Source organism: Synechococcus sp. O70.1 (assembly GCF_047462215.1).
GTDB lineage: Bacteria > Cyanobacteriota > Cyanobacteriia > Thermostichales > Thermostichaceae > Thermostichus.
On sequence record NZ_JANSIT010000014.1, the window covers coordinates 17,235 to 32,045 of the forward strand.

At 61.6% G+C, this 14,811-nt stretch carries 14 protein-coding genes; 10 read left to right on the plus strand and 4 right to left on the minus strand.

The annotated features are described in order from the left end of the window. The first annotated feature begins 23 nt into the window (after positions 1-23). The 3 genes from pstB to NW833_RS08775 all read left to right on the plus strand — a co-directional run bounded on the left by pstB (position 24) and on the right by NW833_RS08775 (position 2,371). Complete coding sequence (pstB, locus tag NW833_RS08765) at positions 24-851, plus strand: phosphate ABC transporter ATP-binding protein PstB (RefSeq protein ID WP_414346613.1); 828 nt, start codon at positions 24-26, stop codon at positions 849-851. Between the two features lie 65 nt (positions 852-916). Continuing rightward, positions 917-1,744 carry a TlyA family RNA methyltransferase gene (locus NW833_RS08770; protein ID WP_414412217.1) on the plus strand — a complete coding sequence of 276 codons (828 nt, stop codon included), beginning with the start codon at positions 917-919 and terminating at the stop codon, positions 1,742-1,744. 450 nt (positions 1,745-2,194) lie between these two features. Then, positions 2,195-2,371 carry a hypothetical protein gene (locus NW833_RS08775; protein WP_414412218.1) on the plus strand — a complete coding sequence of 59 codons (177 nt, stop codon included), beginning with the start codon at positions 2,195-2,197 and terminating at the stop codon, positions 2,369-2,371. A gap of 42 nt (positions 2,372-2,413) precedes the next feature. Here NW833_RS08775 and pip read toward each other — a convergent pair whose 3' ends face one another. Further along, on the minus strand, positions 2,414-3,364 hold the full coding sequence (gene pip / locus NW833_RS08780) for a prolyl aminopeptidase (RefSeq protein WP_414412219.1): 951 nt from the start codon (positions 3,362-3,364) through the stop codon (positions 2,414-2,416). A gap of 14 nt (positions 3,365-3,378) precedes the next feature. Further along, complete coding sequence (locus NW833_RS08785; protein WP_414412220.1) at positions 3,379-5,580, minus strand: glycoside hydrolase; 2,202 nt, start codon at positions 5,578-5,580, stop codon at positions 3,379-3,381. Positions 5,581-5,699: 119 nt separating this feature from the next. On the opposite strand from NW833_RS08785, the gene NW833_RS08790 reads away from it, so the two are divergent. The 3 genes from NW833_RS08790 (at position 5,700) to NW833_RS08800 (ending at position 8,787) form a co-directional block, all read left to right on the plus strand. After that, on the plus strand, positions 5,700-6,242 hold the full coding sequence (locus NW833_RS08790) for an HNH endonuclease (protein ID WP_414412221.1): 543 nt from the start codon (positions 5,700-5,702) through the stop codon (positions 6,240-6,242). 47 nt (positions 6,243-6,289) lie between these two features. Further along, entirely contained in the window at positions 6,290-6,838 is a 549-nt protein-coding gene (locus tag NW833_RS08795; RefSeq protein WP_414395120.1) for a phycobiliprotein lyase, read from the plus strand. An 83-nt stretch (positions 6,839-6,921) separates the two neighbouring features. Then, positions 6,922-8,787, plus strand: a complete 1,866-nt coding sequence (locus tag NW833_RS08800) for an AAA family ATPase (RefSeq protein ID WP_414412222.1) — start codon at positions 6,922-6,924, stop codon at positions 8,785-8,787. On the opposite strand, the gene glcD is transcribed toward NW833_RS08800, so the two are convergent. Beyond that, a complete protein-coding gene (gene glcD, locus NW833_RS08805) occupies positions 8,784-10,274 on the minus strand; it encodes a glycolate oxidase subunit GlcD (protein ID WP_414412223.1) in 1,491 nt (496 codons plus the stop codon). The two genes, NW833_RS08800 and glcD, sit on opposite strands and share 4 nt — an antisense overlap. 61 nt (positions 10,275-10,335) lie before the next feature. Here glcD and NW833_RS08810 point away from each other — a divergent pair, with 61 nt between their 5' ends. The 4 genes from NW833_RS08810 (at position 10,336) to NW833_RS08825 (ending at position 13,104) form a co-directional block, all read left to right on the plus strand. Next, positions 10,336-11,568, plus strand: a complete 1,233-nt coding sequence (locus tag NW833_RS08810; RefSeq protein ID WP_414412224.1) for a class I SAM-dependent methyltransferase — start codon at positions 10,336-10,338, stop codon at positions 11,566-11,568. 92 nt (positions 11,569-11,660) lie between these two features. Next, positions 11,661-11,861, plus strand: a complete 201-nt coding sequence (rpmI, locus tag NW833_RS08815) for a 50S ribosomal protein L35 (protein WP_414395125.1) — start codon at positions 11,661-11,663, stop codon at positions 11,859-11,861. An 80-nt stretch (positions 11,862-11,941) separates the two neighbouring features. Next, positions 11,942-12,298, plus strand: a complete 357-nt coding sequence (gene rplT / locus NW833_RS08820; RefSeq protein ID WP_414395127.1) for a 50S ribosomal protein L20 — start codon at positions 11,942-11,944, stop codon at positions 12,296-12,298. Between the two features lie 62 nt (positions 12,299-12,360). Further along, on the plus strand, positions 12,361-13,104 hold the full coding sequence (locus NW833_RS08825; RefSeq protein WP_414412225.1) for a transporter substrate-binding domain-containing protein: 744 nt from the start codon (positions 12,361-12,363) through the stop codon (positions 13,102-13,104). 10 nt (positions 13,105-13,114) lie between these two features. Here the strand turns inward: NW833_RS08825 and purH are convergent, their stop codons facing one another. After that, a complete protein-coding gene (purH, locus tag NW833_RS08830) occupies positions 13,115-14,728 on the minus strand; it encodes a bifunctional phosphoribosylaminoimidazolecarboxamide formyltransferase/IMP cyclohydrolase (protein ID WP_414412226.1) in 1,614 nt (537 codons plus the stop codon). Positions 14,729-14,811: the final 83 nt, after the last annotated feature.

Below are 14,811 nucleotides of genomic sequence, written 5' to 3' on the forward strand. Positions count from 1 at the left end.
GTTATCCTCTTTTCAACACGCCTATGCGCTCTCCACTCTCTGACAAGTCGGGCTCTCCTGAGCAATCCACCCGGTTGGAGGTTGAACTAGAGACGCGGGATCTGAGCGTCTACTACGGCTCCCACCTGGCGGTTAAGCAGGTTTCCCTGAAGATCCCGAAAAATCACATCACAGCCTTTATTGGACCCTCAGGTTGCGGCAAGAGCACTATTTTGCGCTGCTTCAACCGCATGAATGACTTAATCCCAGGGGCAAGGGTAGAAGGCTCCGTTATCTTCCACGGGAAAAACATCTACGACCCGGATGTGGATCCCTCTGAGGTGCGGCGGCGGGTTGGCCTAGTGTTTCAGAAGCCCAACCCCTTCCCCAAATCCATCTACGACAACATTGCCTTTGGGCCCCGGATTAATGGCTACCAGGGGGATCTGGACGAGCTCGTGGAGCGGGCACTGCGCCAGGCCGTTCTCTGGGATGAGGTGAAAGATAAGTTGAGGATGAGCGCCCTTTCCCTCTCCGGTGGACAACAGCAGCGCCTCTGCATTGCCCGCACCCTGGCCATTCAGCCGGAGGTAATTCTAATGGACGAGCCTTGCGCCTCGCTGGATCCGATTTCTACGCTGCGCATTGAGGAGCTGCTTAAGGAATTGGGCCGTCGCTACACGATCATCATCGTCACCCACAACATGCAGCAGGCAGCTCGCGTGTCCGACTTCACTGCCTTCTTCAACACTGAACTTGACGAGAGAGGGATCCGCTACGGACGAATGGTAGAGTTTGACCGCACCGAGAAGATCTTCAACTCTCCCGCCAACCGCGAGACGGAAGAGTATGTGAGCGGGCGCTTTGGCTAAGTCGCGGCTGACAGAAGGGATCCCGGTCGTCTATCCTGATGGAGTGGAAGGCCAGTGGCTAGTGCATGGCCGATCGAGTTCGCCTGGATACCTGGCTGGTGGAGCGAGGGTATTTTTCTTCGCGCCAGCAGGCGCAGCGGGCTATCTTGGCGGGAGAAGTCTTCCTCAACGGAGCACGGGCGGAAAAAGCCGGGACGTGGGTAAGCGGAGATCCTGTAGTCCACATCCAGGCCAAGTCTGCTTTTGTCTCGCGAGGAGGAGAAAAGCTTCAGGGGGCACTGCAAGCTTTTCCCATTCAAGTCCAGGGTCGCATCTGTTTGGATGCTGGCATCTCCACTGGGGGCTTCACCGATTGCCTCCTGCAACGAGGGGCGCAGCGGGTCTATGGGGTGGATGTGGGCTATGGCCAATTGGCCTGGTCTTTGCGAACTGACCCGCGGGTAATCCTTAAGGAACGAACCAACTTGCGCTATCTTCAGCCAGCCGATCTCTACGGAACCGAGGTGCCCACTCCCAACTGGCCGGATCTGGCAGTGGTGGATCTCTCCTTTATTTCCCTGACTAAGGTGTTGGATCCTCTGTGGAAGCTGTTGCGCTCGCCGCGGGAAGCCTTGCTGCTAGTCAAGCCGCAGTTTGAGGCGGGCCGAGGCCAGGTGGGCAAAAGGGGGGTAGTGCGGGATCCGGCTATCCACGCTCGCGTGCTCCAGACGGTGATGCAGGCGGCAGTGAGTCGCGGTTGGCGGGTGCAGGGCTATACGTGGTCGCCTATCACTGGCCCTGCCGGCAACATCGAGTACTGGCTATGGCTTGCTGAAGGGGAAGGGATCCCTCTCCCCGACCTCGGTGCACTTCAGCAGATGAGCGAGCAGGCAAGAGCAGCTCTGTGCCCGTAGCTCCGCGCTGAGCTAAAACCCGGGGTAGACTTGACCTTGGCGGCGCTGGAACTGAAAAAAACAGGGGCACGCTGGTAGCAGATTGCTGGCGTCAAAGCCAACTTGACGGAGGGAGGGAATCGCCGCCTCAATGGGTTGTAGGATTCACCACGGGTCATTTGAAGAAGCCTAAGCGGGCTCGAGCCAATTTTGCAACAAGAGTTTACGAAAATCCAGAGCTTTTTGCCTTAGTCTGTAACTCTTAACGCTCTTCTCATAGAGGCAGTGCTAGACTTCTCTTACCCAGTTAAAGGTATTGCCTAGCTGACCTAAACCCGAGCGCTCTGTTACTGAAGCTCGAGGAGAGGTTGGGTTTGTTACCTCTAGTTTTTGCCTGGCTTTGCCACTGCTTGCAGCAAGGTTAAGTCCTGTTCTTAAGTCTTTTTGAGGAGGAGTTGGAGGGACGCTGGGATGAACTATCAGACGGTCTGGATCAAGGAGGAGACCCGCAACCATCAAGGTCATTTTATCCCGCAATCGGAGTACATCCTAGTCGAGGCTAACTGCAACGGCTGGGCGCTCATTTGTGTGGACAATGCCCGCTGCTACTACGTAGATCCTGAAGCCCTTCAGTTTGAGTCAGGCTGAGGCTTGCTGCTAGGCAACGGCAGGCCCTCTTTGCAGCCGTTCTTAGAGCTGGGCAAAGCGATCGGTGGCCGCCAGGAGGGCGGTGCGGATCCCAGGCTCGGTAATGGAATGGCCAGCGTCGGGGATCAGGTGAAACTCTGCCTCCGGCCAGGCCTGATGTAACTCCCAGGCGGAAAGAGGAGGGCAGACGACGTCGTAGCGCCCCTGGACGATGACGGCTGGCAGGTGGCGCAGGCGCTCTACCCCCTCGAGGAGTTGATCCTCTGTCTCCAAAAAACCGCGGTGGATGAAGTAATGGCACTCGAGGCGGGCGAGGGTCTCAGCAAAGCTCTCCTGGCCAAAGCGCTCGACGAGTTCAGGGCTGGGGATAAGCTTGCTGGTGCTGGCCTCCCAGATGGCCCAGGCACGGGCTGCCTTCAGGCGCACCTGCGGATTGGGGTCGTTAAGGCGGCGGTAGTAGGCTGCCAGCAGGTCACCCCGTTCCTCGGGGGGAATGGGCTCGAGGTAGTGTTGCCAGGCATCGGGGAAAAGGTAGCTGGCCCCCTCCTGGTAAAACCAGCGAATTTCGAAGGAGCGCAGCAGGAAAATACCGCGCAGGATAAAGCCCAGGCAGGAGTTGGGGTGGGTCTGGCCATAGGCCAAGGCGAGGGCGCTGCCCCAGCTCCCTCCGAAGACAAACCAGCGCTCAATGCCCAAGTGCTGGCGCAGCTTCTCAATATCGGCTACCAAATCCCAGGTGGTGTTCTCCCGCAGCTCGGCGTAGGGGCGGCTCCGGCCGCAGCCGCGTTGATCAAACAGCACCACTCGCCAGCGGCGGGGATCAAAGTACCGGCGGTAGAGAGGCTCGATCCCGCCCCCTGGGCCCCCGTGCAGAAACACCACTGGCTTGCCCTCTGGGTTGCCGCACTGCTCGTAGTAGAGGGTGTGCAGGGAAGAGACGGGCAGAAAGCCCTGGTCGTAGGGCTCGATGGGAAGGTAAAGCTCGCGCTGCATAGGCGGGATACTTGCTAGGGTCTACGCAGGGCAATGGTGGCCTTGGGGGGGATCCCTTCCAGAAAGGTTTCGCCGTCAGCAGCCACAATGGCAAACTGCAGCTCCTGCCCTGGCTGGGCGCCCAAATTGCTCCAGGGAATGGCCACCTCCAGGGAGGTATCTACCACGGCCTTGACCTGATGGCTGAGGGAGTGCCAGGTGTGGTACTCCCCTGCTTGGAGAAGTTGAGCCTCTACCTCCGCCGGGCGTTGACTAGGGGGCGGCAGCGACAGCCTCAACAGGTGGCGGTAGAGGTAGTTGAGAGGGGCTTCTGCGGGTAGTCCCTGCAGAGGGATGGGGCTGTTAAGGGTAATGCAGTTGGGATAAAACCAGAGCACCAGCAATTGCTTGGGCCGCTGCACCACTGAGTTAAAATCCAGCCGCAGATAGAGGTGGAAGTGATCGAAGCCATACCAGAGGCGGCGGACGGCGCTGTTGCGGTGCATGGTACCCCTGGCGGCGCTAATCTCCACCCGCCCGGCCTGGCTCCACTCCCGTTCGCTGGGACGGCCGTTGATGGCGGGATGGATAAACCCCTGCGGCAGCCGATCCCCTAGGCCGTCGTGATCCTCGAGGGGAAACTGCAGCACCGCCGGCACCGCCTCCCCCAGGGCGATGTAGATTGCCTGCAGGTGTTCCCGAAACAGCTGGTCGAAAACGGCGTCGTGGGCGGAAGAGTGCCCTGCCCCAAACCACCAGAACCAATCGGATCCCTCGGCGGCCCACAGAGCTTCCCAGGCTTGGGGGTTGGCGCGGGGGTGATCTTGAATCACCTGACGGGCCTGGGCTAAGAGCTCCCAGGCGCGGTTTTTGACGGGATCCCCGATCCAGGTGGTCAAGTCGGCCTCAATCCAGGAGCCGCTGTGCAGTTGTTCTGCGGGCAGAAACTCGGTGGGGGGAAACTGCTCCAAAAACTCCGAGACCGTCACTAGGCGCAGCGCGGGGTGCTGGCTGAGGCGGGCGTAGAGGTTTTCCAAGAAGGGCCGGCCATCTTGGGGGTAGTACTCCCAGCAATTTTCCCCATCCAGAGCAATGGTGACCAGCCAAGGCTGTTCGGGAGGCAGGCGGTTGCGGATGTTCTCCAAGTGTCCAATGAGATCCTTGGCGGCAGCGTCGGCAGGCATGGCGCTGTAGCTAAAGCCAATGAGATCGGAAAGGCGGTGATCCCGAAAGACAATGGCCAGATCCCCTGCCTCGCTCTCCAGACGGTAGGGGCGGTAGAGCTTTTCCGGCTCGAGGACATGGCCCTGCCCGTCGCGGTGAAAGGGCTGGCCCAGGCTCCAGCCCAGCACTCCCTCGTCAGAGATGATCCACTCAAAGCCCTGCTTGCGCACGATAGGCACGATAGCGGGGCTGACCGCCTGTTCGGAAGGCCACAACCCCCGCGGCTCGCGGCCAAAGCGCTCCCGGTAGATCTGCTTGGCCCGCTCCAGCTGGCTGTGGACATCCTGATCCCAGTGGAAGGGGTAGCGGGGCAGGGGCAGGCCAGGCCGAGCCACCCGCGCCGAGCGCTCGCTCACCAATAGAGGCAAGATGGGATGGGTGTAGGGGCTGGTGGTCAGCTCCAGTTGGCCGCTACTTTGCAACTTGGCGTGCTGGGGCAGGATGGCGGCCAGGATCTGCTGCTGCTTGGCGTAGATCCGCTGCCGATCCGAAAGGGTAAAGCCAGATCCCATCTTGATCCAGCCCTCGATCTCGGGATCTTCGTGGAAGAGGGGATCAAACCAGGACAGATTGTGCCAGGCCAGGAGGTCGCTGAAGTCTTGCGGTGTCCAGTACTGTAGGCACCAGTTGATCCCTTGGGATTCCCGCTGTTCGTAGAGTTGGCGATAGCGGGGGTAGGGCTCAATCATGGTGGGGTAGTGGCTGTCGAAGAAGCGCTCGACAATAAAGCGCCGCTGCTCCAGGGTAAGCTTTTCAACGGGGGAGAGGGTCAGTTCCAAGTAGGGATCGAAGGCCGAGCCGGCCACGTAGTCTTCAATTTGCACCATCAGGGAAGGCACTAGGTTAACCGTTTGGTGCAAGCGGGGATAGCGCTCCAGCAGCAAAACCAAGTCCAAGTAGTCTTTGATCCCGTGCAGGCGCACCCAGGGCAAGCGATACTTGCCTGCCAGCGGACTTTTGTAGAGGGGCTGGTGTTGGTGCCAAACCAGGGCAACATACAGGGGGTGGGTCATGGGAGGCACGGGCTCCAACCATCACCCGGATAGTAGCCCATCTGTCTAGGTCTCTAGGGAACCAACTTGCCATTGGCCCAATTTCCCAAGACAATGGCGGCAGATGGAAAAGCCAGGCCATGACTGCTGCCACCAACGTTCTAGAACAGTCGATTGTCGTCTTCTCCCAAAACTATTTGCCCATTAGCCGGGTCAATATTAAGCGGGCGATTGTCCTGCTGCTAACAGGCAAAGCAGAGCCGCTGAGGATGATGGATGTGCGGGTGTGGCAGGTGCGCTCCCCCAGCCGGGTCATCGAGGTGCCTGAGCACATTCGCCTCACCATCAAGGGCAAAGAGCGGCCCTGGCGGGTGCCCCCTGTTACTCGGCGCGAGGTTCTGCGGCGGGATCACTACACCTGCCAGTACTGTGGCAGCACCCATAACCTGACCCTAGACCACGTTATCCCTCTTTCCCGCGGTGGTTCCCACACCTGGGACAATGTGGTGACTGCCTGCGAGCGCTGCAACCAGCGCAAGGGCGACCGCACCCCCGAAGAGGCGGGGATGATCCTGCGCAGTAAGCCGCGAGCTCCCCTCCATCCGACCGTGGCCTTTGCAGAGCAGTTCTGGCGGCAACAGCAAACTCGGCAAGAACAAACCGCTAGCTACAGCCCAAGCTAGAATCGGCAAATCCCGGTTGCTATCGATGAGGATCCGCGTCGGCCATGATGACCGTAATGGAGTTTTTTGCCCTCAGCGCTGGCGAGTGGATGTGTCAGCGCACCAGCCATCACCTGGCCTTTCGCCGCTCTGAAGGGGGAAGGTCGCAGCTGCAAATTGTTACCCTGGCAGCAACCGATCCGGAAGTCATTCGGGTTTGCGAGCTGTTCAAGGTAGATCCACGGCGAGCCGTGGGGGCGGCGCGAGTCCAGTGGAATGGGGAGCAGGACTGGGACAACGAAGAGTACAAGGGCGAGGTGGTGCTGGTCCCAATTCCCGATCCTGACAACCCCATGCGCGGGCAACTGTTGCGGGATCAAGGCTATGCCGAGAAAGTGCCGGTGGCCGGTACCTACGTGATGGGAGCCGATGGCGCCCTCACCCTCTACACCGAGTACGAGATGACTGAGTCGGAGGAGCGCATTTGGTTTGCCAGCCCCAACCTGCGCCTGCGGACCAGCCTTGTGAAGCGCTTCGGCGGCTTTAGCATGGCTTCCTTCTGCTCTGAGGTGCGCAAACTCCCGCCCAGCCCCTCTCCCAGCCCAGCGGCGGCTTAGGCGCCAGCTTCCCCCTCTTGGGAGTTGGCTGGAAGGCTGGGGAGGATTCCATTGGCAGGTCAACTGGTGGGGAAAGCCCGGCTATGGTGGATCTCAGCAACTTTATCCAGGGCATAGAGCAGTTGATCGAGCTGGCCCAAAAGCTGGAGGAGAAAAAACAAAGTGGAGAACTGCGAACCGAGATCCGCATCCAGACCCGGCCTCTATCGACCTCCATCCCTCGCTCTGGTTCTATCCCCCGCCACTTCCAGACAGGGGATCCCGGCTGGAGCAGCAAGCTCCAGGGGATGGCTGCAAACTGCTCTCAGGAAGCCCCCGAGGCTAGTGGGCCAATCTCCGCTGAGCGCCCAGAGTCGAGGTCGGGGCTGCGCCTCAAGGACGTGGGGGGACTCAAGGAGCAACTCCAAGCCTTGCGGGAGCTGGTGGAGATCCCCCTCAAGCGGCCCGAGCTACTGGCCAAGTTGGGGCTAGAGCCGCCCCGGGGGGTGTTGTTGGTTGGCCCCCCTGGCACTGGCAAGACCCTGACGGCCCGCGCCCTGGCCGAGAGTCTGGGGGTGAACTACATTGCCGTGGTTGGCCCGGAGCTAATGGGCAAGTACTACGGCGAGGCGGAGGCACGCCTGCGGCAGCTGTTTGAGAGAGCGGCTAAGTCTGCCCCTTGCCTGGTGTTTATCGACGAAATTGACGCCCTTGTGCCCAACCGCAGCACCGTTGAGGGGGAGGTGGAGAAACGCCTGGTGGCCCAGCTGCTGGGGCTAATGGACGGGTTTGTGGCCCAAAAAGGCATTGTTGTGCTAGCGGCTACCAACCGACCCGAAGCCCTGGATCCGGCCCTGCGGCGACCGGGGCGCTTTGACCGCGAGATTGTCTTCAAGGTGCCGGATCGGGAGGGGCGGCGGGAAATTCTCGCCATTCACACTCGCAGCATGCCCCTAGCAGAGGATGTGGATTTGGATAGCCTGGCAGAGCAAACGCTGGGCTTTGTGGGGGCAGATCTGCGCGGCCTGTGCCAGGCGGCGGCCTATGCGGCCTTACGGCGCCAGGTGCCGGATCTGGAATCCCCTATCCCAGAATCCCTGAAAGTAACGGCAGCGGACTTTCAGGAAGCTCTGCAACAGGTGAAGCCGGCGGTGTTGCGCTCAGTGGAAGTCGAGTCGCCCCAGGTGAGCTGGGATCAAATTGGCGGCCTGGAGCAGGCCAAGCAGGTGCTGCAGGAGGCCATTGAGGGATCCCTGCTGCACCCAGAGCTCTACGAGCAGGCCCAGGCCCATGCGCCCAAAGGGATCCTCCTCAGCGGGCCGCCCGGCACGGGTAAAACCCTCTTGGCCAAGGCCATTGCCTCCCAGGCCAAGGCCAACTTCATTGCCGTCTCCGGCCCAGAGCTCTTGAGCAAGTGGGTGGGATCCTCCGAGCAGGCGGTGCGGGAACTCTTTGCCCGTGCCCGCCAGTGCGCTCCTTGCGTGATTTTCATCGACGAGATCGACACCCTGGCGCCGGCGCGGGGCAGTTACTCCGGGGATAGCGGCGTCAGCGACCGCGTCCTGGGCCAACTGCTGGCCGAACTGGATGGGATCCGCCCCAGCCAGGGAGTCTTGGTGGTGGCTGCCACCAATCGCAAAGCCAGTTTGGATCCCGCCCTCACCCGCGCTGGCCGGCTGGAGCTGCACCTAAGCGTGGAACTGCCGGACCGCGCCGCACGGCGGGAAATCCTGGCCGTGCACAACCGCAGGCGGCCCCTAGGGCCAGATGTGGATCTGGAGGTGTGGGCCGAGCGCACGGAAGGCTGGAGTGGGGCCGATCTTGCTCTATTGAGCAACCGCGCCGCCATCGCTGCCATCCGCCGCCACCGGGCCACCTCTGAGGAGGTGGATCCCAAGGCTCTGGTCATCCGCCAGGAAGACTTTGCCCAGGCCTTTGCCGAGCTACAGCAGCAGCGACAGGTTAGCTAGAAAACGGGGATCCCTTGCCATTCCGGTTGCCGGTGGGCGTGGGCTGCCTCGCCGCAGGTGCGGGGAGTGGGAAAGATCTTGTCGGGGTTGGCGAGGCGCTGCGGGTCGAACACCTGCCGCACCCACTGCATGCTCTCCAAGTCCCTGGGCGTAAACATCTCCAGCATGTAGCAGCGCTTGTCGGCACCGATGCCGTGCTCGCCAGAAATGCTGCCCCCTAGACGCACGCAGAGCTTGAGGATCTCGCCCCCCAGTTTTTCCACCTGCTCTAGGGATCCCGGCACTGACTCGTCGTAGAGGATTAAGGGGTGCAGATTGCCGTCGCCGGCATGAAACACATTGGCCACTGGGTAGCCGTATTCGCGGCTGAGGCGCTCGATTTCTCTTAGGGCATAGGCTAGCTGGCTGCGGGGGATCACCCCATCTTGGACGTAGTAGTTGGGGCTGAGCTTGCCCATGGCGGCAAAGGCTGCCTTGCGCCCCTTCCACAGACGCGCCCGCTCTTCTGGGCTGGAGGCAACTTGCACCTGGCGCGCCCCGTTTTTCAGGCACAGGGCCTTTACCTGCTGGCTGGCTTCCTCCACCTCCAGCTCCAGGCCGTCCACCTCCACCAGCAAGATGGCCGCCGCATCCCGTGGGTAGCAGCCCGACTGCACCACATCCTCAACGGCGTTGATGCTGAAGTTGTCCATGATCTCCAGGCCGGCGGGGATGATCCCGGCGGCGATGATGTCGGAAACGGCAGCTCCTGCTGCCTCGACACTGTTAAAATCCGCCAGCAAAACCTGCACCTGGGCCGGCGCCTTGAGCAAGCGCAGGGTAATCTCGGTAGCAATCCCCAGGGTGCCCTCGGAGCCGACAAACAGGCCCACCCAGTCGTAGCCGGGCATCTCCGGGATCTTGCCCCCCCAGCGCACCACCTCCCCATCCGGCAGCACCACCGTCAGGCCGAGAATGTGATTGGCTGTTACACCGTATTTGAGGCAGTGGACGCCGCCGGAGTTTTCCGCCACATTGCCGCCGATGGAGCAAACTGACTGGCTAGAGGGATCCGGGGCATAGAAATAGCCTTGGGCAGCCACTGCCTGGGTAATCCAGGCGTTAATCACCCCCGGCTGCACCACCATGCAGCGGTTCTCCAAGTCGATTTCCAGGATTTGCTTCATCAGGGTGGTAGCGATGACGACGCTGTTTTCCACAGGCAGCGCTCCCCCCGATAGCCCAGTGCCGGATCCCCGCGCCACAAAGGGCACCCCGTAGCGGCTGCACAGCTTTACCACCTGGGCCACCTCTTCTGTTGTGCGCGGCAATACCACCAGAGCCGGCCTTTGCCGGTAGCTGGTCAGCCCGTCGCATTCGTAGACCAGCAGCTCCTCCGGCTTGCTAATCACCCGCTTGGGATCCAAAACCTTTTTCAGCTCAGCCGTCAGCTTGATCCAATCGAAAGTCAGGCCGGTTTGCAAAAGGTGAGAGGAGCGGACAACCATTTAAACTGCAGGGGGATATCGTCTCTGGAGTCTTGAGGTCCAGCTTAACCCGACAGCGCCTATGCAGCCCTCCTCCCGCAGTGCAGAAGAGATCCTCCAGCAAGTGCGGCAGCTCTACGAGCTCTACCCTTTCCCACCGCAGCCCATCGGCACTGTTCCCCCGCCGGGGTGGAACTGGCGCTGGAGTTGGCCCCAGGCCTATGCCTTTTGCACGGGATCCCATCCGGGCCGGCGCAAGGTGCGCATCTTGGATGCCGGCTGCGGCTCAGGAGTAGGGACGGAGTATATCGCCCACCAGAATCCCGACGCGGAAATTTGGGCTTTTGACCTAAGTAGCCGCGCCCTTGAAATTGCCAAGGCTCGCTGTCGGGCTTCCCAGGCGCCGCCAGTGCAGTTTTGCCAGCTCAACGTTTACGACATCGACCGGCTGCCAGGGCAGTTCGACTTCATCAACTGCGTGGGCATGCTCCACCACTTGCCGGACCCGGTGGCGGGGCTGCAGGCTTTGGCGAGCAAACTAGCTCCTGGCGGGATCCTGCATTTGTTTGTCTACGGCGAGCTGGGCCGCCATGAGATTCGCCTGATGCAGAAGGCCATTCGCCTCTTGGTCACCGGCTCCGAACACCAACCTCTCGCCTCCCCCGAGCAACTGCAAAAGGGCCTCCAGGTAGGTCGCCGCCTTTTCGAGATCCTGCCAGCAAGCAACCGCATCCAGCAGCAGGAACAGGCCCGCTGGGCCCTCGAGAACGTGGACGACGAATGCTTTGCTGACATGTACCTGCACCCGCAGGAGGTGGACTACAACATTGAGACCCTGTTTGAGCTCATTCGGGCTTCAGGGCTGCAGTTTCTGCGCTTTTCCAACCCCGAGTTCTGGCGGCTGGAACGGGTGTTGGGGCAGGACGAGGCCCTCCTGGCCCAGGCGGCTCAACTGCCGGAGCTGGAGCGCTACCGCTTGATTGAGCTGCTGGACCCGGTGGTGGCCCACTACGAGCTGTTTCTTGGCAGGCCCCCCCTCCCCCGCTGGGAATGGACCAGTCCAGAAGCTGTGGCCTCAGCTGTGGCCCACCTCAGTCCCTGCCTGGGCCTGTGGCCGGGGCGGAGCATTTTCAACTACGCCTACGAGGCCATTTCCCTAAGCGAGGAGGCCTTTGCCTTCCTGCAGCAGGTAGACGGGATCCGCACCGTCCAAGCCATTCAAGAGAGCCTAGCCTCTCCCCTAAGCTGGTCGCAGCTACAGCAGTTGCTGCGCTGGCAAGTGCTGCTGTTGGAGCCGCAAGAGAACGGTTTTTGAGCGCCCTCGCCACTTAGCCGCGGAGAAAACTTGCTCCCCCAGGCCTTTCTACCCTATGCTGGAAGGCTGTGACTTTGCTCCAGCTCACTCCCATGCCCAAAATCAAAACTCGCAAAGCCGCTGCAAAACGCTTTCGCCTCACCGGCAACGGCAAGTTTATGCGCCGCCGGGCGGGGCACAACCACTTGCTCGAGCACAAAACCAGCAACCGCAAACGCAAGTTGGCTGGCGTGGCCCTGGTGAGCAAACAGGATCTGGCCAACGTGCGCCTGATGCTGCCCAACGCCCACTAGGTCCTCACCGGTTGCGGCCCAGCCAAAAGTCTTTGGGCTTGTCAACTGCAAGGTGTACTTGCCGGTATTGGGTTACTGCTATGAGAGTTAAACGCGGCAACGTTGCTCGCAAGCGTCGCAAGAAGATCCTCAAGCTGGCCAAAGGCTTCCGCGGAGCTGGCTCCAAGCTGTTCCGCACGGCTAACCAGCAGGTGATGAAAGCCCTGCGCAGCGCCTACCGGGATCGCCGCCGCAAGAAGCGGGATTTCCGCCGCCTCTGGATTGCCCGCATCAATGCGGCCACCCGCGCCCAGGGCCTGCGCTACAGCGAGTTCATCGACGGCCTCAAAAAAGCCAATATCCAGCTCAACCGCAAAATGCTGGCCCGCCTGGCTTTCCTGGATCCCGAGGCCTTTACCCGGGTGGTGGAAGCAGCCCGCCAGTCCCGCGCTTCCTAAGGGGAATGGGATCCTGGTCTCCGTTGGCCGCGGCAATCCAGAAATCTTGCTTGGCGGCCAGCTTGGCTTTGGTTTGCCTGGGAAGGGGGAGCCCTGCCGCTGCCCGCCCTTGGCCGGAGATTGTCCGTTCGGGACAGTTGCGAGTTGCAGTCAAAGACAACTTGAGGCCGCTGGGCTTTCGCGATCCCGAGGGCAAGCTGCAGGGGTTTGAGATTGAGCTAGCCCGCGAGCTGGGATCCCGGCTCCTGGGGTCGAGAGAGGCGGTGGAGCTGGTGCCGGTGGCCAATGTGGAGCGGCTGCAGGCAGTGGCCGCGGGGGAGGTGGACCTGGCCATTGCCCAGATTGGCATCACGCCGGATCGGGCCCGCCAGGTGGAGTTTACCTCTGCCTACTATCAGGATGGCCCCAGCTTGGTGGTGGCCCGCTCCCAGAACTGGACAAGCTGGTCGGAGCTACGCGGCGCTCGCGTTGCCGTCCTGCGCGGATCTGCCGCTATTCCTCACCTCAATCGCTACCTCCCAGGGGTCGAGTTGGTGCCGGTGGATTCCTATCGGGAAGGGGCGGAGTTGCTCTTCAAAGGATCGGTGCAGGCCTGGGCAGCAGACCGATCGGTGCTGGCCGGGTGGCTAGCGGAGCACCCCCAGTTTCAGTTCTTGGGATCCCCCCTGGGGGCGGTGGGGCTGGGGATTGCCATGCCCAAAGGGCTAGATCACGCTGAATTGCGGCTGCGGGTGCGCCGCGAGCTAGAAAACCTGCGTGCCGAGGGCTGGCTGGCAGAGCGGGCCAGAGCCTGGGGTCTGCCCTGAGCTCTTGACCTCAGTGCCAAAAGTGACGAATGCCGGTGCAGACCATGGCGATACCCGCAGCATTGGCGGCGGCAATGGAGTCGGCATCGCGGATGCTGCCTCCCGGTTGAATGATGGCGCGGATCCCAGCGCGGGCTGCTGCCTCGACACTGTCGGCAAAGGGGAAAAAGCCGTCGCTGGCCAAAACCGCTCCCGCGGCCCGTGGACCGGCCTGGCGAAGGGCAAGCTCGACGGCCCCCACCCGGTTCATCTGGCCTGCTCCAATGCCGAGGGTTTGCCCCTGGCGAGCAACGACGATGGCGTTGGATTTCACGTGTTTGCAGACTATCCAGGCAAACTCCAGATCCGCCCACTCCTCGGGGGTAGGCTGGCGCTCGGTCACCACCTGCCAGGAGGGTTGGCGAACGGATCCCTGCAGCCGGTCGGCCTCTTGCACCAGAAAGCCGCCGGCCAAGGTGCGAATGGTTTGGGCTGGCCCCACCTCAAAGTCCGGCAGAACCAAAAGCCGCAAGTTCTTTTTGGCCGCCAGCTGCTCAGCTGCCTCAGGCGTGCAGCCCGGGACGACCACGCACTCCAAAAAAGGCCCCGCCAGCCGCCGGGCGGTCTCCGCATCCAAGGTTTGGTTGAGGGCAACGATGCCCCCGAAGGCGGAAACGGGATCGGCAGCCAAAGCAGCCTCCAGAGCGGCAGCTAGGGTTGGGCGAACGGCTACCCCACAGGGGTTGTTGTGCTTGACAACCACCGCTACCGCTGGCTTAGAGCCGTTGGCAAGTCCTATGCTCAGTTCTGCCGCCAGGGCGCGGGCCGCTTCCAGATCCAGCAGGTTGTTGTAGCTCAGCTCTTTCCCCTGTAACTGCTTGGCCCGATGCCAGCCAGGGGCAGCCGCATCCACCACATACCAGGTGGCAGCCTGGTGGGGGTTTTCCCCGTAGCGCAGGCGTTGCCACGGGATTCCTTGCAGGTGAAAAACCTGTTCAGCAGCGCCTGCAGAAGCTGGAGGTTGAGAGGGTTGGGACAGCTCTGAGCGGGCCAGGTAGTTGACGATGGCGCGGTCGTAAGCTAAGACCCGCTCAAAGGCGCGGCGGGCACACTGGAAGCGAAAGGCCAGCCGTTCCGCCTCGCTGGAGGAGCTAGAGAGCAGTTGCAAATACTGAGGGTACTGGCTGGGATCCGTGAGCACCGTAACATAGGGATAATTTTTGGCCGCTGCCCGCGCTAACGTCGGCCCGCCGATGTCGATCTGCTCCAAAGCCTCCTCCAGAGCCACTCCGGGTTGGGCCACCGTCTGCTCGAAAGGGTAGAAGTTGACCACCACCAGTTGGATGGGCGGGATCCCCAGCGCCTCCAAGTCTGCCCGGTCTTCGCTGCGCTCCAGGCGAGCCAAAATGCCGCCGTAGATGCGGGGGTGCAGCGTTTTCACCCGTCCCCCCAGAATCTCCCGCGCACCGGTGTGGGCCGAGATGGGGGTAACCGGGATCCCAGCTTCAGAGAGCACCTTGGCCGTACCGCCGCTGCTGACCAGTTGAAAGCCGTGCTCCTGGACCAGTGCCTTAGCCAGGGGGACAAGGCCAGTTTTATCAGAGACACTGAGGAGGGCCAAAGGGGGGAAGGGCTGAGTAGGCATAGGTTGTCAGTGAATACGCCGGCAGCCTCTGGATTCCACGCCTTAGGATAGCGCCCTTGCTGGAAAATCAGCAGCTTGCCCTG